This window comes from Pseudoalteromonas sp. SA25 (genome assembly GCF_011378705.1).
GTDB lineage: Bacteria > Pseudomonadota > Gammaproteobacteria > Enterobacterales > Alteromonadaceae > Pseudoalteromonas > Pseudoalteromonas arctica.
On the sequence record NZ_WTKV01000026.1, the window covers coordinates 25,427 to 48,487 of the forward strand.

22 protein-coding genes are annotated in these 23,061 nt (G+C 40.3%); 14 read left to right on the top strand and 8 right to left on the bottom strand.

What is annotated here, in order from left to right; translation table 11 throughout:
* Window positions 1-79 precede the first annotated feature (79 nt).
* Window positions 80-919, bottom strand: coding sequence for a 2OG-Fe(II) oxygenase family protein (locus GQR45_RS18020; RefSeq protein WP_007586986.1), 840 nt, complete (start codon window positions 917-919; stop codon window positions 80-82).
* Between the two features lie 580 nt (window positions 920-1,499).
* Here GQR45_RS18020 and GQR45_RS18025 point away from each other — a divergent pair.
* Window positions 1,500-2,702, top strand: coding sequence for a bifunctional alpha/beta hydrolase/OsmC family protein (locus GQR45_RS18025; RefSeq protein WP_165726648.1), 1,203 nt, complete (start codon window positions 1,500-1,502; stop codon window positions 2,700-2,702).
* Between the two features lie 60 nt (window positions 2,703-2,762).
* Here the strand turns inward: GQR45_RS18025 and GQR45_RS18030 are convergent, their stop codons facing one another.
* Both GQR45_RS18030 and GQR45_RS18035 read right to left on the bottom strand, forming a co-directional pair.
* Complete coding sequence (locus tag GQR45_RS18030) at window positions 2,763-3,281, bottom strand: hypothetical protein (protein WP_165726649.1); 519 nt, start codon at window positions 3,279-3,281, stop codon at window positions 2,763-2,765.
* A gap of 12 nt (window positions 3,282-3,293) precedes the next feature.
* Entirely contained in the window at window positions 3,294-4,064 is a 771-nt protein-coding gene (locus GQR45_RS18035; RefSeq protein WP_165726650.1) for an alpha/beta hydrolase, read from the bottom strand.
* Between the two features lie 129 nt (window positions 4,065-4,193).
* Between GQR45_RS18035 and GQR45_RS18040 the strand changes: the two genes are divergently transcribed.
* Window positions 4,194-4,517 carry a hypothetical protein gene (locus GQR45_RS18040; protein ID WP_010555318.1) on the top strand — a complete coding sequence of 108 codons (324 nt, stop codon included), beginning with the start codon at window positions 4,194-4,196 and terminating at the stop codon, window positions 4,515-4,517.
* Between the two features lie 72 nt (window positions 4,518-4,589).
* Here the strand turns inward: GQR45_RS18040 and GQR45_RS18045 are convergent, their stop codons facing one another.
* From GQR45_RS18045 to aspS, 3 genes are all read right to left on the bottom strand, one after another.
* Window positions 4,590-5,186: a pentapeptide repeat-containing protein gene (locus GQR45_RS18045; protein WP_165726651.1), complete on the bottom strand. Its 597-nt coding sequence runs from the start codon at window positions 5,184-5,186 to the stop codon at window positions 4,590-4,592.
* A gap of 16 nt (window positions 5,187-5,202) precedes the next feature.
* A complete protein-coding gene (locus GQR45_RS18050; protein WP_007586979.1) occupies window positions 5,203-5,433 on the bottom strand; it encodes a hypothetical protein in 231 nt (76 codons plus the stop codon).
* Window positions 5,434-5,551: 118 nt separating this feature from the next.
* Window positions 5,552-7,330, bottom strand: coding sequence for an aspartate--tRNA ligase (gene aspS, locus GQR45_RS18055; RefSeq protein WP_165726652.1), 1,779 nt, complete (start codon window positions 7,328-7,330; stop codon window positions 5,552-5,554).
* Between the two features lie 247 nt (window positions 7,331-7,577).
* Between aspS and GQR45_RS18060 the strand changes: the two genes are divergently transcribed.
* From GQR45_RS18060 to GQR45_RS18085, 6 genes are all read left to right on the top strand, one after another.
* A complete protein-coding gene (locus GQR45_RS18060) occupies window positions 7,578-8,426 on the top strand; it encodes a DUF72 domain-containing protein (RefSeq protein ID WP_165726653.1) in 849 nt (282 codons plus the stop codon).
* Window positions 8,427-8,450: 24 nt separating this feature from the next.
* Window positions 8,451-8,951, top strand: coding sequence for a YgjP-like metallopeptidase domain-containing protein (locus tag GQR45_RS18065; RefSeq protein ID WP_165726654.1), 501 nt, complete (start codon window positions 8,451-8,453; stop codon window positions 8,949-8,951).
* Window positions 8,952-9,182: 231 nt separating this feature from the next.
* Window positions 9,183-11,366, top strand: a complete 2,184-nt coding sequence (locus GQR45_RS18070; RefSeq protein ID WP_206008707.1) for a YHYH protein — start codon at window positions 9,183-9,185, stop codon at window positions 11,364-11,366.
* Between the two features lie 37 nt (window positions 11,367-11,403).
* Window positions 11,404-11,910, top strand: coding sequence for a hypothetical protein (locus GQR45_RS18075; RefSeq protein WP_165726655.1), 507 nt, complete (start codon window positions 11,404-11,406; stop codon window positions 11,908-11,910).
* 222 nt (window positions 11,911-12,132) lie between these two features.
* On the top strand, window positions 12,133-13,491 hold the full coding sequence (locus GQR45_RS18080; protein ID WP_240920271.1) for an ATP-binding protein: 1,359 nt from the start codon (window positions 12,133-12,135) through the stop codon (window positions 13,489-13,491).
* Window positions 13,492-13,495: 4 nt separating this feature from the next.
* Entirely contained in the window at window positions 13,496-14,173 is a 678-nt protein-coding gene (locus tag GQR45_RS18085; protein WP_165726657.1) for a response regulator, read from the top strand.
* Window positions 14,174-14,325: 152 nt separating this feature from the next.
* On the opposite strand, the gene GQR45_RS18090 is transcribed toward GQR45_RS18085, so the two are convergent.
* Window positions 14,326-15,012: a DUF3334 family protein gene (locus tag GQR45_RS18090; protein ID WP_007586957.1), complete on the bottom strand. Its 687-nt coding sequence runs from the start codon at window positions 15,010-15,012 to the stop codon at window positions 14,326-14,328.
* Between the two features lie 116 nt (window positions 15,013-15,128).
* Between GQR45_RS18090 and cmoA the strand changes: the two genes are divergently transcribed.
* The 5 genes from cmoA (at window position 15,129) to GQR45_RS18115 (ending at window position 19,476) form a co-directional block, all read left to right on the top strand.
* On the top strand, window positions 15,129-15,854 hold the full coding sequence (gene cmoA / locus GQR45_RS18095) for a carboxy-S-adenosyl-L-methionine synthase CmoA (RefSeq protein ID WP_007378000.1): 726 nt from the start codon (window positions 15,129-15,131) through the stop codon (window positions 15,852-15,854).
* A gap of 12 nt (window positions 15,855-15,866) precedes the next feature.
* Window positions 15,867-16,835, top strand: a complete 969-nt coding sequence (gene cmoB, locus GQR45_RS18100) for a tRNA 5-methoxyuridine(34)/uridine 5-oxyacetic acid(34) synthase CmoB (protein WP_007586955.1) — start codon at window positions 15,867-15,869, stop codon at window positions 16,833-16,835.
* Window positions 16,836-17,025: 190 nt separating this feature from the next.
* Window positions 17,026-18,078 carry a phosphoribosylformylglycinamidine cyclo-ligase gene (gene purM / locus GQR45_RS18105; RefSeq protein WP_002959993.1) on the top strand — a complete coding sequence of 351 codons (1,053 nt, stop codon included), beginning with the start codon at window positions 17,026-17,028 and terminating at the stop codon, window positions 18,076-18,078.
* A complete protein-coding gene (gene purN, locus GQR45_RS18110) occupies window positions 18,078-18,725 on the top strand; it encodes a phosphoribosylglycinamide formyltransferase (RefSeq protein WP_007586949.1) in 648 nt (215 codons plus the stop codon). The genes purM and purN overlap by 1 nt, the downstream gene beginning before the upstream one ends.
* A gap of 16 nt (window positions 18,726-18,741) precedes the next feature.
* The gene (locus GQR45_RS18115; RefSeq protein WP_007586948.1) at window positions 18,742-19,476 is read left to right on the top strand and encodes a DUF3108 domain-containing protein; all 735 of its coding nucleotides are present in this window, start codon (window positions 18,742-18,744) and stop codon (window positions 19,474-19,476) included.
* Between the two features lie 38 nt (window positions 19,477-19,514).
* On the opposite strand, the gene GQR45_RS18120 is transcribed toward GQR45_RS18115, so the two are convergent.
* Entirely contained in the window at window positions 19,515-20,279 is a 765-nt protein-coding gene (locus GQR45_RS18120; protein ID WP_165726658.1) for a class II glutamine amidotransferase, read from the bottom strand.
* Between the two features lie 324 nt (window positions 20,280-20,603).
* Between GQR45_RS18120 and fadE the strand changes: the two genes are divergently transcribed.
* Entirely contained in the window at window positions 20,604-23,060 is a 2,457-nt protein-coding gene (gene fadE / locus GQR45_RS18125) for an acyl-CoA dehydrogenase FadE (RefSeq protein WP_007586946.1), read from the top strand.
* The last annotated feature ends 1 nt before the right edge of the window (window position 23,061 follow it).

A 23,061-nucleotide genomic window follows, 5' to 3' on the forward strand; every position in this document is an offset into this window, starting at 1 on the left:
TGTGCTCAAGTTGCTTAAAAATGCAAAAAACGGCCATAAGCCGTTTTATATTTATACTTAATTACTCTAAGTATAAGAGTTACTTAACACCTAACTCACGCAGGCGTTCTTGCAAGTAGCTATCTGCCGTGTAGCGCTCTGAAAGCACAACATCTGGATGCGGGTGTAAAAATAACGGTAGTGAAATACGCGATTTAGTAGATGCTTTACCCGTTGGGTTAATTACACGGTGAATTGTCGATGGGAAATACCCGCCCGACGCTTCTTGTAACATGTCGCCGATATTAATAATTAAGCTGCCAAAATCACATGGCACGTCTAACCAACCGCCATCTGTTTTTTGAACTTGTAAACCAGGCTCATTAGAAGCTGGTAATACAGTCAATAAGTTAATATCGCCATGGGCTGCTGCGCGAATAGCACCTGGCTCTTCATCACCCGTCATAGGCGGATAATGTAGGATACGTAACAATGTTTGCTCAGAGCCTGCAATCATGTCTTTTAAATCAATCGAAAACTTAGCACGTACATCAGCCGGAGATTCAGCCTGAACCCAACTTAATAACGTGCCAGCAAATTCACTTGCTAAACGGTAGTATTCACGTACATCAGCTTCAAGCTCTGCAGGAACGCGACCTTTAGGGTACACATGGAAGTACTCTTTAATGTCTTTTATTGTAAAGCCTTTCGCTACTTCAGATACTGAAGGCGGAAAGTAACCGTCTTGAGTGTCTTTAGAGAATAAAAAGTCGTGCTTTTGCTCTGAGTTAAAAAAGTCTTGCCAATTTTTGTAAATAGACTCAACTAAAGACTGTGGGATTGGGTGGTTTTTTAAAACGCCAAATCCAGTATTTCTTAACGATTCAACAAATTGTGCAGCCGCATCGGGAGCTTTATAATCAACAGTAGGTAATTGCATTGTACGTTCCAGTGAATAGGTTGTGTGAAGTGAGTTGCTTTTAATAGTGCTAAATTACTTATATAAAGTAGCAAAGCCTTCATTATAGCGCTACGCGAGGATAGACAAATGACCTCAAAAACATAAGGACATATGTCCGCAAAGCATAGCCACCGCCACTTTGCTTGATCAAGATCAACTTATAAAAAAACGTTGAATTTGCAAGGTTTAGTACTTATATCTGGTCTACTAGGGCGTGCTGACCTTTGGTGGGTGAATTTGCAGCAGACTGTTTGGTATTTAAGCAAGGCAGAGCCTATGTAATGTGGTTGTTCCCCATAAATAGGCGATAACGCAGCATAAATGCCAAACATGCGCTACCCTTTGGGTTCTTTCTAGGGACGATTAAATCTTTGTTGCCTACATGGATGTAGGTAAGGGGCGTGAGCAGGACGCGGAAGCTTTGCTCGGTTTTTACTTAGTCCACTAGGTTACAAACCTCGCGCCGCGATTTAATCGCCCCTAGATTGAACAAATTTCAATCCACAACGGTCAACACGCCCTAATATAATGTATTTTATTTGTGTAAATAAGGCTCCCCATGCGACAAAAAGTATCTTTTAAAAGCGGCGATTTAGAACTTGCCGGCCAACTTGAACTTCCCTCTGGTGACGTTAAGTTTTACGCGCTATTTGCACACTGCTTTACCTGCGGTAAAGACATTGCAGCAGCCACCCGTATTAGCCGAGCTTTAACACAACAAGGCATTGCCGTACTACGTTTCGACTTTACCGGTTTAGGTAATAGCGATGGCGACTTTGCTAACAGTAACTTTTCATCAAACATTCAAGATTTAGTATCTGCGGCAAATCATTTACGTGAGCATTTTGCGGCGCCGCAACTACTCATTGGCCACAGTTTAGGCGGGGCTGCCGTTCTTGCTGCTGCGGAGCATATTCCTGAAGTATCGGCTATTACAACCATTGGTGCACCGTCAGATGCGCAGCACGTAGCGCATAACTTTGAAGCACACCTTGATGAAATTAACGCAGCAGGTGAAGCTAAAGTAAACTTAGCCGGCCGTGAATTTACCATTAAAAAGCAATTTATTGACGATATAGCCAAGTACGATAAAAGCCACATAAGTAAACTTAAGCGCGCATTATTAGTAATGCACTCCCCTATTGATGCGACGGTAAATATTAGTGAAGCTGAAAAAATTTATGCATCAGCCAAGCATCCTAAAAGCTTTATTAGCCTAGATAACGCCGATCACCTTTTAACAAATAAAAACGATGCCGACTACGCTGCACAAATAATAGCAACGTGGGCAAACCGTTATGTTAAGTATGACACAACTAAATACACGGCAAGTTTAACGGGTGGCAATGTACTCGTTGAAGAAAAAGACCATGTATTTACTCAGCACGTAAGTACAAAAGATCATACTTGGCTTGCAGATGAGCCAATAAAAGTAGGTGGTAAAAACTTAGGTCCTGATCCGTATCATCACTTATTAGCGGGGCTTGGTGCCTGTACGGCCATGACACTGCGTATGTACGCTACACGTAAAAACTTACCACTGGAGCATGTAAAAGTAGAGCTTGATCACACTCGCGATTACAACAAAGATTGCGACGATTGTGAGCAAACAGGTAACCTTGAAGCAATTACCCGTAAAATCACCTTACGTGGCGACTTAACTGAGCCACAGCGCCAGCGTTTACTCGAAATAGCCGACAAATGCCCTGTACATAAAACACTGCATAACAACCCGGTTATTGTAAGTGAACTGGTAGAGTAACTACCATAAAATTAATATAGCGCAGCTAACACTGCGCTATGCTTTTAAATATAAGATTGATTAAAATTTATTAAAAAATTGTATAGCTTCAATATTAACCAAAGCTGTAGGATCACACGTATACTCAAATTCTTCCATCTGCTCAGTACTGTGCTTATTCGGTGATGAGAGAATTGCGGACTCTGGGGCATAAGCTTTTAAGAGAACACCTCCTGATTCAATTGCGTTTAGATCACTACCAAACATCTCTGCAACACTTTGCAAAGGAGTCCAACAGAAACCAATCTTATTTTGATCATATAAAAATTGGCACTCACCACGATATAGTACCAATGCTTTCCCGGTGTATTTTGGAAGAGTCAACTTTAAGACACTGAGTAAGAGTTTATCATTTGAAAGCTTACGCCTTAATTGCCCTCCGTTCTCAGTCCAAATAAGATGAACTTTATCTTTTTTAATATGTAACTCGTCATATGATCTTAATATAAATTTAAAAGCTTCTGTCCAAATTGAACCTTTGAGATCACAAGTATAAATGCCAGTTACAAATTTACGGCCTACTTGCTCATATAATTCCATTGTTACTCGTTCCTAAAGCTTATTAGTATCTAAAAACGCCCCTACTTCTTTACTCATTCTATCCACCAGCCATTTTGGTCCACCATCGTACATATCGTTATGGCGCGATTTTTCTATTAGTGTTTGTGTAACAGGAAACGCATCCAGCTCTGAATCGTTTAACAACACATTCGCATCAGCTGGGTAATCACTACCGCGTAGAGTAAGTACGCGAATGCTTTTATTGCGCGGGATCAACATGCGGCGATGATCGAGCGTAATAATAGTGCTAACTTCGTTTGGATAAATAGAGCCATATAATGCGGAAATATCCCCGCCATTAGAATGCCCAAATAAGGCGAGCTTTGTAAAATCATACGCTGGGTATTTACTCGCTAGCTCATTAACTAAAAACTTAAGTGTTACTACGCCACGGTGCCAGTTTTCCATGCGAGTGGTTAAGTAAGGCTGCTCACGATTAAGGTAAGGGTCGCTTTTTAGTTCGTGTGCAACGGCTACTGTTAAATATCCACGCTGATTAAACGCATTACTAACAAACGTATATTCATTATGGCTAATTCCGTAGCCCGCATTAATAAACGCTACAGGGCATTTTACTTGCTCAGTACACTTAGCATTGTTACTTGGCAATGTAATATTGATAGGAATAGTGCGATTGCGGCTTTCATCAGCTATAACGTCGTCGTTTGCATAGCTTGTTGCGCCTATTACTGATGTACTTATAACTGATGTACTTAGAGCTAGTGCGCTTAATATAAAAAGCTTTTTAAGTGTTTTTTGCATATTTAAATTTATATAAATTATTGTTTTTAATTAAAAATAATTTTTACTTTATAGCTTTGCATTCTCTATTGTCAAACTATGCGATAATAGCCGCCATTGTTTAAATATATTTAGTAAAAGATCCAATAAATGAAATCATACAATAGCATTCAAGAACGTATAGAAATCCTAGAAGACAAACTAACGGCAATACATGACGAAATCGAAACACTAAAAGCACCTGCTAAAAACAACAATGAACGTATTATTTTTAAGTTTATTGAAACAGGCAGCACAGGTAAAACGAAGGATTTTGTTCGTGAGTTAGGTATTAAATCACCACGTGACGGTTTGTTTTCGTCAGGTGACGTTACAAAACTAATTAAAGATGGCGCTGAAGATATTTCACCAGCGTTATTGGAAATCGCAAGACAGCTTGCCAGTGCACGTAATAAAAATGGCCCAAGCCGTTAATTACGCAGTCACGCAGTATCTAGAAGCCCAGCCAAGCTGTCGCTTCTAGATATGTGATCATATTAAACTAAATTAATCACACAGCTCTATATTAAGGCTGGTAAGCAAATTAAGTGCTTCAAAGCGATCAAACTTAGCATTCGCTAAAACATTATTATTCAAATCTATATTAAACGCTGTAGCACCTACAAAATCACATTTTGTTAAGTTAGTTTGAAAAAACTCACTATCGCGAAAATCTGTTCCTGTAAATTCACTACCGCTTAAATCAGCGTGTCTAAAATCAACATTTTTGGCAAAGCAGTGTATTAGTTTGAGGGCTTTGAGGGTTAATTCAAAAAAAGAACTATTACTGAGCTCGCAATAATTAAAACTCACCGGTGCGTTAATACTAAGCGCTGGCCAATCTACATCAGCCCATTGCAAGCTATTTAATTTACAGTGGCTAAAACTTACATTTTCAAGCGAACTGTAGTTCCATTTAAGTGACGATAAATTACAGTTTTTAAAACTACATTCTATAAATCGGCAATTTTTAAACTGCCCGCCTGAAAAGTCGCAATCGATAAATATACATTCTTCAAACTCAGAGTTTTCAGTTAGCTGCTCTGCGTACTGCAAAGCATTAAATTGCTCATCAAAATACTGGTTATTGTTACTTAACAACACAATTCACCTATTAAATTTAACCCGTGTAGCCATTACTTTTAGGTAAATCTTTTTTAAGCGCAAGCACTGCAATAAAAATCAAAGCAAATAGTGGAAATAGCGCTAAACAGCCACCCACAAAAGCTAAAACACCCGGCATAGTACTTTTACGCTTACCTATTTTGTAGCTAATTACAGCAAAAATAGGAATACACAGCACAATAATAAAAACTAAAAACTCACCAAATAAGGTTGCATTGATCGACATAATAATTCCTTTTCATCTGTTCGTTTAAAACACACTCTGCTATAAATTTAACCATAAAAAAACCCTTAAGCATATAACTTAAGGGTTTTTAAATTTAGCTCAAAAAAGCGAAACAAGATTACTCTTCGTTAGGTATCACTTTTTCTACAACACTTATTGCAAGTTCAGCTAACGAATCAAGGTTAGGTTTGCTTGGCGCGTTGGTTAATAAACACGACGCTTGTGTTGTTTTAGGGAAAGCAATAACGTCACGAATGTTATCGGTACCACATAAAAGCATTGCTAAACGGTCAAGACCAAATGCTAAACCTGCATGTGGTGGTGTGCCGTATTTAAGTGCATCAAGTAAAAAACCAAACTTGTCTTGTTGCTCTTGCTCGTTAATACCTAAAATTCTAAATGCAGTTTCTTGCATATCTGCATTATGAATACGTACCGAACCGCCACCCACTTCGTAGCCGTTTAATACCATATCGTAGGCATCTGAAATAGCAGCGGCTGGGTTTGCTTCAAGCTCACTGGCGTTAATGTCTTTTGGTGCAGTGAATGGATGATGCACAGCATGTAATGTGCCTTCGTCATCTTCTTCAAACATTGGGAAGTCTACAACCCAAAGTGGTGCCCAACTATTAAGGTTAGTGATTTCTAAATCAACACCAATCTTAACGCGTAGCGCGCCCATTGCTTCATTTACTGTGTTGCGCTTATCGGCACCAAATAAAATGATATCGCCAGACTGTGCATTAGTACGCTCAAGTAATTTAGTAATTACGTCTTCGCTTAAAAACTTAGCTACTGGTGATTGAACACCCTCAGCGCCTGCAGTGTGGTCGTTTACTTTCATCCACGCCATGCCTTTAGCGCCGTAAATACCAATAAACTTAGTGTAATCGTCAAGCTGTTTACGAGAAAGCTTAGCGCCACCCGGTACAGTTAACACAGCAACGCGACCTTTTTCGTCGTTAGCCGGACCTGAGAAAACATTAAACTCTACGTCTTTAACTAAATCTGCAACATCAACCAATTTCATTGGATTACGTAAATCTGGCTTATCAGAACCGTAAAGGCTCATTGCCTCGCTGTAAGGCATGATTGGAAAATCGCCTAAATCAACGTTTAGTAATGTTTGCCACATTTCGCGGATCATTTTTTCAGTCATACCACGTACTTGATCAGAGCTCATGAAAGAGGTTTCTATATCTATTTGGGTAAATTCTGGTTGGCGATCAGCGCGTAAATCTTCATCACGGAAACATTTAACAATTTGGTAGTAACGGTCAAAACCCGACATCATCAACAATTGCTTAAACAACTGTGGTGACTGTGGTAAAGCGTAAAAACTACCTTTGTGAACGCGGCTTGGTACTAAATAATCGCGCGCACCTTCTGGCGTTGCTTTAGTAAGTACAGGTGTTTCGATGTCTAAAAAGCCGTTTTCATCTAAAAAGCGACGAACAAAGCTGCTTGCTTTAGCGCGTAATTTAATACGGTCACTCATTTCTAGACGACGTAGGTCTAGGTAGCGGTATTTTAAACGACGCTCTTCAGAGTTTACTTGGTTAAAATCAAGCGGTAATGGCTCAGAGCGGTTAATAATATTAAGCTCTTTACCTAAAATTTCGATCTCCCCTGTTGCCATGTCTTTATTTACTTGGCTGTCTGGGCGTGCGCGAACAATACCTTTTAACTGAACACAAAATTCTTGGCGAAGTGTGTTAGCTGAACTCATTAACTCTTCAATGTCAGAGTCGAATACAACTTGTACTAAACCTTCTCTATCGCGTAAATCGACAAAGATAAGTCCACCAAGGTCACGTCGTTTGTTGATCCAGCCACATAGTTCAACTTCTTGATCTACGTGAGTTTTATTTAGCTGTCCGCAATATATAGAGCGCATAGGTTTCCTGTCAGATAAAAGGCTTAAACGGCTAAACTTATTTGTTTTAAGGCGTGTGATTTAAAAAACAGGTCACCACAATACAAATAAAGCCGCTAGCAATCTAAAAATAATCAAATTAAGCCCTGCATTATACTCAACTAACATTAAGATGCTAGGGCGTGTGCCGCTTTTGCCCCTGAATTTACAGCAGCTCGTTTTGTTATTTGCTACACTATCGCCACTTTATAATAAGGCGCTAGTTTGTATGTTATATATTGGATGCCCGCAGTGGTCGAGTAATGCATGGAAAGGCAATTTATTTTCAAGCCAATGTAAAAACGCCGATATGCTTAGCCAATACGCACAACACTTTAACTCTGTTGAAGGCAATACCAGCTTTTACGCTGATCCTGCGCCAAGCACCGTATTGCGATGGGCAAACAGCGTACCCGAAGATTTTAAATTTACTTTTAAGTTTAATCGTCGCTTTAGCCACGAGCTGCACCTAACTAATGTTCAAACCGAGCTTACTGATTGGCTTAACTTATTCTCCCCTATTTTAGAAAAAACTGGGCAAATCATGCTGCAATTACCTAAAGCATTTGGCCCTGGTGACTTACCCAAACTCGCACAATTTATTAGCCTATTACCAAAAGAGGTTAATTACGGTGTAGAGGTACGTCATACTGCGTTTTTTCAAAAGGGCGAAGCCGAAATAGCGCTTAATCAGTTATTAATGGCAAACAACATAAATCGCATATCGATGGATACTCGCGCCCTATTTGCCGTAAAACCAACAACCGAAGCACTAATAGATGCACAGCAAAAAAAGCCGCATTTACCCGTGCATGCCATTGCTACAAGCACGCAACCCATGGCGCGCTTTGTTATCGCCGATTTACAAAATGACTATAAATCCTTTTATAAACCGTGGCTGAGTAAAGTAAAACAATGGCTTGATGAAGGAAAAACGCCTTATGTGTTTTTTCATACGGCAGATAACCGAGAAGCGCCATTATTAGCAAGGCAGTTTTGTAAAGACCTTGGTTATAATCACAAAGCATTAAACCCATTTACTGGCGAAAAAGAAGCCCACCAGCAAGCACTTTTTTAAAAGTAAAACGACAGAGAAGCAATAATGAGTGAATACGCACGTTACTTTACCGGCTACCCAGCTAACATTGTTGAGCAAGTATTAAGCCTTATAAATAACAAAAAGGTATGTGACTACTTACTTGAAAAGTATCCGCAAGCACACACTATTACCAGCGATAAACTACTTTATAGCTACGCAACCGAACTTAAAAAACAATATTTAAAAAATGCGCCACCGTTTGGGCGCGCAGCATTTAAAAAGCAAGGCGATATGGTCACCAACGCACTCGGTACACATACGTATCGAATGCAAGGTAAAACCCGCAAACACGATTTAGCGATAAACAGCGACTTGCTGCGCGCTCCCGAGCCGTTATTAAAAGCGTTAGTGGTACATGAGCTCGCCCACTTTAAAGAAAAAGACCATAACAAAGGCTTTTATCAACTTTGCTGCCATATGGAACCGAGTTACCACCAGCTAGAGTTAGATTTAAGAATTTTTTGTGTGGTCGTCGCAATGGGTGAAAATCCTTATTTAAAATAAGGATTTTAGCGTTATTTAACTGAGTGAAAATAACGCCATGCTTAAGTTAATATTTCTTTTCATGCCCAAGCGCACATACCCAATCTCTTATCCACGTAAGCAGCTCACAACTTAACGACTTGTCGCTTAATAAAAACAAAAAAGTTTAAAACTACATAATTGCCCTACATTTGAGAACTACACTCTTAATAGCTAATTCTTTCTATGTACTCTTAATTTTTGGAGTTTTAAATGATGAAAAATACCCATGCCTTTTTACTCAGTGCACTGTGCTGTGTAACCTTAAGTGCCTGCAACGAGAAAAACAGCCAATCACTTGAACAATCAAACCTCAATGATTTTACTCTAACAAGCTCAAAGGTAAGCGATGGCGGTAACTTGCCTATTACTTATACGTGCGATGGGCAAAGCATTAGCCCTCCACTTAACTGGAGCGGTGCACCTAACACAACCAAATATTATGCGTTAATTATGGATCATAAAGCGCCAGAGGGAATGCATTGGTATTGGACCATGTACAATATTGCCGCCGATAAAACACAAATTAAAGCAGGCGAAACTCTCGGTGAAGTAGGCTCTAATAGCGTAAACGATTTAAACCAATACGCGCCACCTTGCTCTAAAGGCCCGGGTGAAAAAAGCTATACTTATACTGTGTACGCATTATCTGCACCGGTTACCTTTAATAGCGATACAAAAGTAGATCGCTCAGCATTACTCGCCGCTGTAAAAGATATTACTCTCGATACTGCAAGTATGACGGTTAAATACTCGCGAAGCGCTAATAGCGCCGAGCAAAAACCGGATTCAAAACCAACACCAAACGAGCAACCAAAGCCTGACAAATCATATTTAACCGCTAACGTAAAATCACCTCGTTGTGATGCTATTACACAATCAGTAAGTAATGCAGGGTTTGATCAAAGCGTATCTGTTACGTGCGATGAGCAATATGCTTATATTGCCTCATCTACTTACCCTGATCATGACGTAATGACAGGTATTACAGGTACTAACGAGCAAATACCCGTTCCAGCTAAAGACTACGCCGCACCTATAAAGCTAAATCCTAAAAAAGCAAAAACAATAACAACAATTGATGCAGCCGTAGGTGTTGCCGTTAATGGCGTACCAATATACGACTATTCTTCGCAAGGTGAACTGGACGTAAATAGCTACGATGAAAAACACGACACGTTAGCACTCGGACAGTTAGATATATGTGGCGGACACGCAGGACGAGGTGATGACTACCATTATCATGTATCGCCAACGTGTATGATTGACACAATGAAAAACCAATCAAGCGATGCCATTATTGGTTGGGCTTACGATGGTTACCCGCTGTATGGCAGTAAAAACCCAGACGGCAGTGCAATTGCCAAAGGTGACCTTGATGTATGTAACGGACAAACCGATGACACATTTGGCTATCGCTACCAAACATCAGCTACGCCGCCGTATATTATTCAGTGCTTAGTAGGTGAAGTAGATACCGCAAAATTACCAAGAGTGTCACCACTTAGTGGCGATACTCAAGGTATAAGAGCCGATCTGCGCCCGCCACAAGGAGGCGTTGAAAGCTTAACGCACACAATCTCTGAAAACGGCAGCCGTACAATGAGCTATTCATACAAAGGTGAAAACTACTTTACTACCTACAGCCCTGCATCACAGGGAAAAGACTGCTATAGCTTTAAACAAAAAACTATCAGTAATGGTGGCAAAGTTCAAACAGGTACATTTTGTAGAGGTCCGCAACCAAATCACCTTACTCCTACAGTCACTAAGCAAAATACAAATTCTGCCATTACAGGCAAGCATAACTTAAAGCTAGATGCATGGGCTGATAACTGGTTTACAGCCTACATAGGCGAGCAGTTACTTGTTGAAGATTCTGTGCCTATAACCACAGAGCGCTCATTTAATGCCGAAAGCATTACGTTTTCTGCAAACTACCCTATTGAGCTTAATTTAATAATTAAAGACTTTAAGCAAAACGACACTGGGCTTGAATACATCGGTGCTAAAAATCAGCAAATGGGTGATGGCGGTTTCATTATGCAACTTACCGACACCGATACAAATAAAGTAGTTGCCGTAAGCGATCAAAGCTTTAAATGCGAAATACTTCACAAAGCGCCGCTTAACAAATTATGCGAAAGCGAATCAAACCCTGTCGCAGGCGAAGGCGTTTGTACGTTTATGTCAAAAGAAGCGCCAACTAACTGGCTGCAAAGTAACTTTGATAACGCAAACTGGGCTAATGCAGTAGAGCACAACTTTGCCGATGTAGGACCAAAAGATGGTTACGATGATATTAACTGGGATGAAAACGCAAAATTCATATGGGCCGAAGACTTAGAAACCGACAACACCCTTATTTGTAAAGCAACTATTGAGCAACCTCAATAAACAAAAAGGTCAACCGCCTCAATAAAAGGTAGTAATTATGTATTTTTTAAAAAAATTAAAATGGCTAATGCTAGCGTGTATTTTAACAAGTATGAGCGCTCAAGTGAGCGCCCATGTATTAAAAAACACAACAGCCCAAGTGATTTTAAGAGACGGGCAAGTTGAGGTTAAAGTATTAACTAATGCTGAGCATTTAACTTCAACGCTGCAAAGCGAGCAAGCATGGCTTATGGGCGATATTGATAAGCTTATGCCTACAAACTTAAGTGCAGAGCAACAAGAAGAGTTTGTAAAAAATGCGCTTAAACAAAAAACGAGCTTACGTGTAAATCAGCAAGTTATCGTGTTTGAACGCGTCGCTTTTACCACCAGCAACAGCGAAGCGCACGACCTAGAAATTGTTTTTCAAGCGAAGCACACATTTACAACAGTAGATGAGCTTGCCATATCGTTCCCTGAAAGTTTAGGTGCAGTACACGCAAGCTTTGTAAAACCACAATATAAGTTACTGGGTGCTGGCGATACCGCAAAAATAAAGTTCTAGTCCAAATACCAACATACCTAAAAAGCTTACTTAAAAAGGATTTTAGTAAGCAACTCCCTAAATACGCTAATTGTAGGCACATAATCAATATGCAATACTGCTTGGTACGTTAACGTCATGATCTTTACTATTTGCCAATCAGTGAAATTAATACATAAATTCTTTTTAGCTTTTTTTATCACTAATATCGCCCTTGTTGGGCTTATGTTTGTGTTTATATACATGACCTTTTCGTCAGGGTTTAACGACTTTGTTGAACAAGAAGAAACAAAGCATGTAGCAATGGTTAAGCAGCAACTTATTGAGCTTTATAGCGAATTAGGCAGTTGGCAACCCATTACGCAAAATACACAATTATGGCGCTCTATTGTAGAGCCACAAAAAAAGCCAGGCGAGCCTAAAACGAATAAACACACAAGCATCCCACCCAAACCAAATAGCAGCAATGCAACGCCCTCTTTATTGTGGGTACACTTACCTGCAGGTTCCCTTAAAACAGGGCAACGTATAAGTTTATATGATCAAAATAAAAAGGTTGTTGTTGGTAGAGCTAATTTAAACGACAACCCACATATAGAGCCTATTTTATTAAACAATAACGTTATAGGCTGGATAGGTTTAGTCCCTTCAAAACTTGTGCAAAGTAGCCCAGCAAAAGCATTTTTAGCAGCGCAATTTCATAACTATTTTATGATCACGTTACTCGTTATTGTGCTCGCATTTATTATGGCTATTGTGTTATCTCGCCATTTAATAAAACCAATAAAGCAAATAGTAACTGGCACCGATGAGTTAACAAACGGAAATTTTGCCAGCAGAATAATCCCCTCTAGTAAAGATGAGCTAGGTACCCTATCCAACAATTTTAACGCCTTAGCCCACACGCTTGAGCAAAACCAACAAATGCGGTTTCAATGGGTGTCAGACACATCCCACGAATTAAGAACCCCGCTTACCGTACTACGCTCGCATTTGTTAGCCGTACAAGATGGCGTATTTACAGCCGACACAAAGCGCATTAATTTACTCATAAACCAAGTAGATAACTTAAGTCACATTGTTGACGACCTAGCCCAACTAGCACAAACAGATAGTGTTAATTTAACCTATAACAATGCACGCATTGATTTAATAAGCATTTTTGAGCAATCAATTGAAAACTACACCGCTCGCTTTAAAGAGCGTGAATTAAATGTAGATAGCAAAAGCTTAGCCAAAGCCGGTAAATGTATAATAAATGGCGATAAAGAACGCCTTGTGCAACTATTTTCAAACCTGTTAGAAAATACCTGCAGATACACGCATAAAGGTGGGCAAGTAATAATACTTGCCAACAAAACACCTAATAAAATTAAGCTTATTTTACAAGACTCAGCCCCAGGTGTTTTACCAAACGACTTACAAAAATTGTTTGAGCGTTTTTATCGCGTTGAAAAATCTCGAAGCCGAGAGCACGGCGGCTCGGGCTTAGGACTTGCGCTTTGCAAACAAATAGTAGAAGCACATGGCGGTCAAATATCGTTGCACAACTCACCACTTGGTGGGCTAGAAGTAAAAATAACGCTGACACTTTTAGGTTAAAATAATGGCATCACAAAAAATACTTATCGTTGAAGACGAAGAAAACATTGCAGAGGTACTTATTGCCTATGCTAAGCAACAAAATTACGAAACTGAGCACTTTAATAGCGGCAAAGGTGTAGTTAGTTTTGTAAAACAAAACGCTGTAGATTTAATACTTCTTGATTTAATGCTGCCAGATGTTGATGGCACAGAGCTATGTAAGCAAATTAGAGCCTTTTCAAGTGTGCCTATTATTATGCTTACCGCAAAAAGTGAAGAAATAGACCGCTTACTGGGTTTAGAGCTCGCCGCCGATGACTACATATGCAAACCCTTCAGCCCTAAAGAAGTTATAGCGCGCATAAAAGCCGTACTAAGAAGAACCAGCCAGCCTAAAACCAACATCATCAATCACAATAATTTCCAATTACACAAAGACGATTACGAAGCCCGCCTAAACGGCAAAAGTATTGGCTTTACCGCCGTCGAGTTTAAAATATTTTTATTATTTATAAGCCACGTAGGTCGTGTTTTTACCCGCGAAGATATTATTAATAACGTATACAGCGACACAACCGACATATCCGATCGCAACATTGATACACACATTAAAAATATACGAAAAAAGATTAACGACATTCAAGCAGGACTAAACCCAATAGCAGCGGTTTATAGTGTGGGTTATAAGTTTAAAGAGTAGGTTTACTTATTCAAATAAAGCTAACATGACGAAAAAGCGCGATATAAATCGCGCTTTTATTTTAATCACTAACCTGAGCACTCATAACTAAAGATTAATAGCAGAGCAAACGTTGGGTTTCGTTTCACTCAACCCAACCTACGTAAATAGACTTAAAGCCCTAAGCCTGCCATGAAATCGTCATCGGCATCGTCTTGCTCTACTGCTGTAGATGCTTTTTCTTTATCCGCTTTTTTACGTGCTTCGTTTTCAATTATGTCATCTGGGTCTAGTGCTTCTGCAATATCAAAGTCGTGTAATTTAATAAACTCTGTTTTATCCATCGCTAATTCCAAGTAAAAGATATTTTGCTTACTTGTGGTGAATGTTACGCGGCGAGCTTGCGGGCGATCCATCGTGGTATCTACCGATATTTGCACTTGCTTGTTTATTGCCATCATTTTTGGCTGGTTTTGCGTAATAGACGTATGTAATTGCTCGCGCACTTTAGACGTAAAGTCGCCAACTATTTGATTCATCAACTCGCCTAGTACGTTTGATACGTCGTCTGATAAATGGCTATGCGCTATTTCATCTTCTGGCATTCCCATGTTACGCATGTAATCGCCATAAATTTCCATCGCCGCTTGCGAAGTAAAGTTGGTAATTACAAGCCCTGTAAAACCGCCGTCAAATAAAACAAAGCAGCCAATATCTGGTCGCATACATGTACGTGTTATTTTTTGCACCATGGCTGAGTAACTAATACCATTACCGCTGGCTGATGTGAGTACGCCTGTCACTGAATGACAAAGGGTTGCTAATATATCGTCTGTGCTGATGACCTTACTTTTGCTCATTTAATCTTCTCTTTTATACTTATTATTCATAATTCTAGTCAAGCTACTGAATTTATCACTGACTATCCAGTATAAAATGTTAAAATAGCGCCATTATTTACAAAGAGACTGCCTTCGTGACCATAAAAGACAGTATTTATGCCTCTGAGCAACAAGTAAAAGATTTTAGCTTTGACCAAAATGTAGTCGAAGTTTTTCCAGATATGATCCAGCGCTCTGTGCCTGGCTACGCAACGATTGTCAGTACAATGGGTAAACTTGCCGGTGAATACGCACAAAGTAACTCAAATCTTTATGATTTAGGCTGCTCACTTGGCGCAGTAACACTTAGCATGCGACGAAATATTCGCACCGATAACTGCCATATAATAGCGGTAGATAATTCTCAAGCTATGGTTGAGCGTTGTAAGGTACATTTACAAGGTTTTAAATCAGATGTGCCTGTTACTGTTACTTTAGGCGATATTAACGAGCTTGAGATTCAAAACGCCTCAGTAGTAGCAATGAACTTTACGCTGCAGTTTATTCCACACGCACAGCGCCAAGCCGTGCTTGAAAAAATATACGCTAACTTAAAGCCCGGTGGCGTGCTGCTACTTAGCGAAAAAATTAAAGCTGAAAACGAGCAATGCGACAATTTATTGATTGATTTGCACCACGACTTTAAACGACACAATGGTTACTCTGAGCTTGAAATAAGCCAAAAGCGTACCGCCATCGAAAACGTTATGCGCCCAGATACACTAAGCGCTCACTTTACTCGCTTACAAGATATTGGTTTTAGCCAAACTCAAGTGTGGTATCAATGTTTTAATTTTTGCTCAATGGTAGCAATTAAATAAAGAGAGTCATCCATGTCTCAATGGTTTAACCAATTTTACGCATCTATCGCACAAAGCCCACTTAGTCATTGGCTAGAAACCTTGCCTGCACAATTAAAACATTGGCAAAACGAGGCTAGCCACGGTGATTTACCTAAATGGCAAAAAGTACTTAAAAACTTGCCAGAGGTGGCTACAACACACGTTGATATTTCTACTAAGGTAGAAATTGGCGCACCAGGGGAGATGAGTGATGGCGAGCAAAAGCAAGCCATGCATTTATTAAAACGCATGATGCCATGGCGCAAAGGCCCATTTAGTGTGCACGGAATTGAAATAGACACAGAGTGGCGCAGTGATTGGAAGTGGGACAGACTCCTACCTCATATTGAGCCATTAAAAGGCCGCACCGTTTTAGATATTGGTTGTGGCTCAGGTTATCATTTATGGCGTATGCGCGGTGAAGGCGCAGAGTTTGTAGTGGGTATTGATCCGTCTGATTTATTTTTATGTCAGTTTCAGGCAATTAAACACTACAACCCAGACGAAAACGTGCATTTACTGCCACTAGGCGTTGAAGCATTACCGGAACTTAAAGCGTTTGATACGGTTTTTTCGATGGGCGTACTTTATCATCGTCGCTCACCTATCGACTTTTTAGCACAGTTAAAAGCGCAGCTTCGCCCCGGCGGCGAACTCGTACTTGAAACGCTAGTAATTGAAGGTGATGAAAACACAGTATTAGTCCCTACCGACCGCTACGCTAAAATGCGCAACGTTTGGTTTATTCCAAGTACTGCAGCATTAAAACTCTGGATGGAACGCGTTGGCTTTAAAGATGTGCAAATAAAAGATTGCGCTATTACCACGCTTGAAGAGCAACGCAAAACCGATTGGATGGAAAACGAATCGTTAATCGACTTTTTAGATCCAAACGATACAAGTAAAACAATTGAAGGCTACCCCGCTCCACTTCGAGCCATATTAACCGCAAAAGCATAGCTGTTAATTTAACGCCTTTAATACTAAAAAAACGCCTACGGGCGTTTTTTTGTTTATTTAAACAACAGACAGCGGACAAGTGTCCTTGTTAATTATTTCAAAATTACATTTGAGCTAGCCGCGACCTTGCAATTGTTGTAAAATACGCGCGTTTCTAAGCAACCCAAAACAACTATTTTGAGGAAAACCTGTGAGCGAACAAAAACAGTCTCTAAGCTATAAAGACGCGGGCGTAGATATCGACGCTGGTAATGCACTTGTTGAGCGTATTAAAGGCGTAGTTAAAAAAACTCGTCGTCCTGAAGTAATGGGCGGAATTGGTGGTTTTGGCGCACTTTGCGAAATTCCTGAAGGCTACAAGCAACCAGTATTAGTTGCAGGTACAGATGGCGTTGGTACTAAACTACGTTTAGCAATCGACTTAAAAAAACACGATACGGTTGGTATTGATTTAGTTGCGATGTGTGTGAACGACTTAATTGTTCAAGGTGCTGAACCCCTGTTTTTTCTAGATTACTATGCAACTGGTAAACTAGATGTAGACACAGCAGCTGACGTAGTTACAGGTATTGGCAAAGGTTGTGAAATTTCAGGTTGTGCCCTAATTGGTGGCGAAACAGCTGAGATGCCAGGTATGTATGATGGTGAAGACTACGACATGGCAGGCTTTTGTACAGGCGTTGTAGAAAAATCAAAAATTATTGATGGCACAAAAGTAGCAGCAGGCGATCAGCTTATTGCACTTGCATCAAGCGGCCCTCATTCAAATGGCTTCTCTTTAATTCGTAAAGTACTTGAAGTATCAAAAGCTGATACCAGCGCTGACTTTGAAGGTAAAACATTAGGCGAAACCTTACTTGAGCCTACTCGTATTTACGTAAAACCTTTACTTGAGTTATTCAAAAACGTTGACGTACATGCGCTTTCGCATATTACTGGCGGCGGTTTTTGGGAAAACATTCCACGTGTATTACCCGCTTCAGCAAAAGCTGTAGTTAAAGGTGATAGCTGGCAGTGGCCACCTATTTTTAACTGGCTACAAGAAAACGGCAATATTACTACACACGAAATGTACCGTACATTTAACTGTGGTGTAGGTATGGTTTTAGTAGTTCCTGCAGACAAACTTGAGCAAAGCTTAACAATGCTAAAAGACTTGGGCGAAAATGCATGGCACCTTGGTGAAATTCAAGATGCAGCAGCTGGCGAAGAGCAAGTTGAAATTGTAGGTGGTGCTAAGTAATGGCACCGACTCGTCTGGTAGTTTTAATCTCAGGTAGTGGCTCTAATTTACAAGCCATCATAGATGCCTGCGAACGTGGCGAGATAAACGGACATATAGCGGCTGTTATTAGTAACAAAGCAGACGCTTATGGCCTAGAGCGTGCAAAAAAAGCAGGTATTGCTACAAAAGTGCTCAGTCATAAAGATTTTGACTCGCGCGAAGCGTACGATGCGCAATTAATGAACGTTATCGACTCTTTTATGCCAAATCTAGTTGTATTAGCTGGATTTATGCGTATTCTTACTCCTGGCTTAGTGCAAAAATATGTTGGAAAAATGTTGAACATTCATCCATCTTTGTTGCCTAAGTATCAGGGGCTGAATACCCACCAAAGAGCAATTGATGCAAAAGACGATGTTCATGGCGTAAGTGTTCACTTTGTTACTGAAGAATTAGACGGCGGTCCCGTTATTCTTCAGGCGCAAATACCTGTACTCAAGGATGATACAGCAGAAACATTAGCAAAACGCGTGCATGAGCAAGAGCATATAATTTATCCTTTGGTGGTCAAGTGGTTCAGTGAACACAGACTTACTATGGAAGCAGATTATGCAGTTCTTGACAAAAAACAACTTCCTGCACACGGCGCGCACTACTCACAATAAAAAAATAAGTGCCCTGTTGTTATGTGCGGGCGCTTTACTTCCAACTAGCCTAATTGCAGGCGAATTGACCCAATATCAAGCTAACTACGATATTTTACGCAAAGGTAAAAATCATGGTGAGGCTGTTCGTGAGCTCAAAAAAATGGGCGACGATACTTATGAACTAACATACCACAGCAATATTGAGTGGATGATTTTCTCTGATTCTCGTGAAGAAACATCAAAGTTTACCTTTAAAGATGGCAAGGTTACCCCGCATCATTACAATATGATCCGCACCGGTACAGGCCCAGATAAAGATTATAAAATTGATTTTGATACAACAAACAAAGTAGTGACTAGCAGCGCTAGCGAATACCCACTTAAATGCGAATGGACTGATGAATTTCAGGATGCTATTTCATACCAAGTGCAAGTGCGCGAAGGATTGAAAAAAGGCGAAACGAGCTTTTCATTCCCGCTTATAGACAAAAAAGGTAACCGCCGCGACTACAACTTTGAAGTTGTTGAAAAAGAGATGATCTCCCTACCTATCGGTAATGTAGAAGCCATTAAAGTAAAACGTTTATACGATAACGATAAACGCCAAGCAATTGCATGGTTTGCGCCAGAAATGGATTACATGCTGGTACGTATGTGGAAAGGCGAAAAAGGTATGGAGCAGTTTGAAGTTCAAATGAATTCATTTACTGTTACTGCGCCTACAGCTGTTGCGCCTGCAACAGCACAACAACCTCAAGAAGCTAACTAAATTTAATTAAACTAAAGTTAATATTTAAAATAGGTGGGCTAAATTAGCTCACCCATTTTAAACAATGCAAATTCCCCCGGCTCCATTTTTTGCCAACGCTCATCATTCGTCAAAGGCCTTGTAGCTATAACTGTTACTACATCGTTTGGTGTAGTCTCTTGTTGAAAATCAACCATCATGTCGGCATCAATCAACGTTGCTTTACCAAATGGTGCGCGGCGCGTTATGTAATGTAAGTTATTAGTGCAATACGCTAAAACAAACACCCCATCGGTCAATAACATATTAAACACCCCTTTTTCACGAAGGGTATGCGAAAGCTTAGCGGCGTATCTAAAAACCGACGCCATATTACTTGGACGCTTTGGGTATTTTTCACGAATTTTATCAAGTAACCAACAAAAAGCGAGTTCGCTATCGGTGTTACCTACTGGGCGATAGTACTGCGGTTTTAAATCATGATAATTAGATAGCTGACCGTTATGAGCGTAAGTAAGCTCGCGCCCCCATAACTCTCGCGTAAAAGGATGAGTATTTTCAAGGCATACTCTCCCGCGGTTACCTTGGCGAATATGGCTAATAACCGAGACACTTTTAATGGGGTATGCTTTAACGAGCTTTGCAATTTCAGATTGATAGCTCGGCTGCGGATCTTTAAAGGTTCTACAGCCTTTACCTTCGTAAAATGTAATACCCCAACCATCTTTATGTGGTCCCGTGTTTCCGCCACGCTCTAAAAGGCCTGAAAAACTAAAACAAATATCGGTAGGCACATTGGCTGACATGCCAAGTAATTCACACATTAATAAAATAACCCTTAAAAACCATACATTAAAATAAATAGCGTTATATTTGTGTATTAAGCGTACACTAATTTGCAGCCCGCTATAACGGCTATACTTACTTAAAAAGTGTCATTTTGCTATTAGATTTATTTATTTTTACGTTAACACTACTTACGGTTAATGCTTTGACTATACGATAGTTATTGTGCGTTCCTCTATCGGGTAATTAAATATCGTATTTAAGTTACTTTCTACTACAATTTAACATCGTTATGTACTTGAAAATTACTGTTACTAGCGCTACTCTAAGTGAGGTGGTCTGACCTCTATTAAGGAATAAAAATGACACTCATATTTACACTGGTTCTAATCGCGTTGCTTTGCACTGCGGTTTACCACAGAGCAAGTTGGAACACAGCACTTGGTGTTTCGGCTATAACTTTATTAATTGGTACCTTTGCAGGTGCTTTTGGTTTAATTAGCTGGTTGATCTTTTTGATCATCGCAGTTCCTCTTTCTGTTACTGGCCTTCGTCAGCAATATATCATCAAGCCTATTTTTGCTACGTTTAAAAAAGTAACGCCAAGCATGTCTGATACTGAAAAATCAGCTATTGATGCCGGTACGACGTGGTGGGAAGCTGACTTATTTTGCGGTAACCCAGATTGGAAAAAACTTCACCAATACCCAGTTCCTAAACTTACTATTGAAGAGCAAGCCTTTGTTGATGGCCCTGTTGAAGTAGTATGTAGCATGTTGGACGATTGGGAAGCAACGCACGAACTAACCGACCTTCCTCAAGATGTATGGCAATATCTAAAAGATAATAAATTCTTTGCCATGATCATCAAAAAAGAATACGGCGGTTTAGAGTTTTCTGCATTTGCACAGTCTTGTGTACTTCAAAAACTAACAAGTAAATCAACATTACTTTCGTCAATTGTTGGTGTACCGAACTCTTTAGGCCCAGGTGAATTATTACAACACTATGGTACAAAAGAGCAAAAAGATCATTACTTACCGCGCCTAGCGAGCGGTCAAGAAATTCCATGTTTTGCATTAACTTCGCCAGAAGCGGGTTCTGATGCAAGTTCAATTCCAGACTACGGTGTGGTATGTAAAGGGCAATGGAATGGTGAAGAGGTTGTGGGTGTTAGTTTAACGTGGAATAAGCGTTACATTACACTTGCCCCAGTGGCTACCGTGCTTGGACTTGCGTTTAAATTACAAGATCCAGACGGCCTAATTGGCGACAATAAAGAGCCAGGCATTACATGTGCACTTATTCCAACGGATACTCCTGGAGTAGAAATTGGTCGTAGACACTTCCCACTAAACGTACCATTTCAAAATGGCCCTACTCGCGGTAAAGACATTTTCGTACCACTTGATTATATTATTGGTGGTCCAGATATGGCTGGTCAAGGCTGGCGCATGTTGGTTGAATGTTTATCGGTTGGTCGTGCAATTACATTGCCGTCAAACTCTGCCGGTGGCATTAAAATGATTGCTATTGCGACAGGTGCTTATAGCCGCATTCGTCGTCAGTTCCGTTTACCTATAGGTAAAATGGAAGGTGTTGAAGAGTCACTAGCTAAATTAGCTGGTTACGCTTACAGCTCTGATGCTGCGGTTAGTATGTCTACGGGTGCTGTTGATTTAGGCGAAAAGCCATCTGTTGTTTCTGCCATTATTAAATACCACCTGACAGAGCAAATGCGTGATGCAACTATTCATGCAATGGATGTACTTGGCGGTAAGGGCATCATGCTTGGGCCAAATAACTATTTAGGTCGTGGCTATCAAGGTGCACCTATTGCCATTACCGTTGAAGGTGCAAACATCTTGACCCGTAATATGATTATTTATGGTCAAGGTGCTATTCGCTGTCATCCATTTGTACTTACCGAGCTAGGTGCGTGCGAAATTGAAGACCGTGAAGAAGCGCTTAACGTATTTGATAAAGCGCTGATGGGTCACATTGGTTTTACTATGTCGAACCTTGTACGTACTAAGTGGCTTGCTCTTACCGGCGCTCGTTTTACAAGTGTGCCGTACAACGACGAAACCGCTGAGTTTTACCGTATAGCGTCACGCTTTAGTGCATCACTTGCTCTTATGTCAGACATTAGCATGGCAGTATTTGGTGGTTCACTAAAACGTAAAGAACGTATTTCAGCACGTTTAGGTGACTTACTTAGTTACTTATACTTAGTGTCTGCAACGCTTAAGCGTTACAACGATGAAGGCCGTAAAAAAGAAGATTTTGCTCTAGTAAAATGGAGTTGCCAAGATCACCTTTACCATTGCCAACGTGCACTTGCTGATTTAATTAATAACATGCCTTCGGCTCCACTACGTGCCGTGTTAAAAGTATTGTTATTCCCGTTTGGTCGCCCGGTTCGTAAACCAACTGACCAACTTGAGCATAAACTTGCGCAACTACTACAAGTACCTAGTGAAACGCGTAACCGTTTAGCAAGCTATGTATACTTAACAAATGAGCCGCTTAACCTTGTAGGTCGTCAAGAGCAAACGCTTAAAGACGTACTTGCTGTTGAGCCATTATTTGACCGTGTATGCAAAGAAAAAGGTCTTAAACTGCCATTCTTCCAGCTTGATAAAGTAGCGCAAATGGGGCTTGAAGCTGGCATATTAAGCCAAGCAGAGGCTGATAAACTAGCTGCTGTTGAGCAATCTCGTTTAGATGTTATTAACGTTGATGACTTTGACCCTGCTGACTTACTTGCAGGCAAAGCCGCACGTAATAGCGTTAAAAAAGAAGCTGATGCTGCTTAAC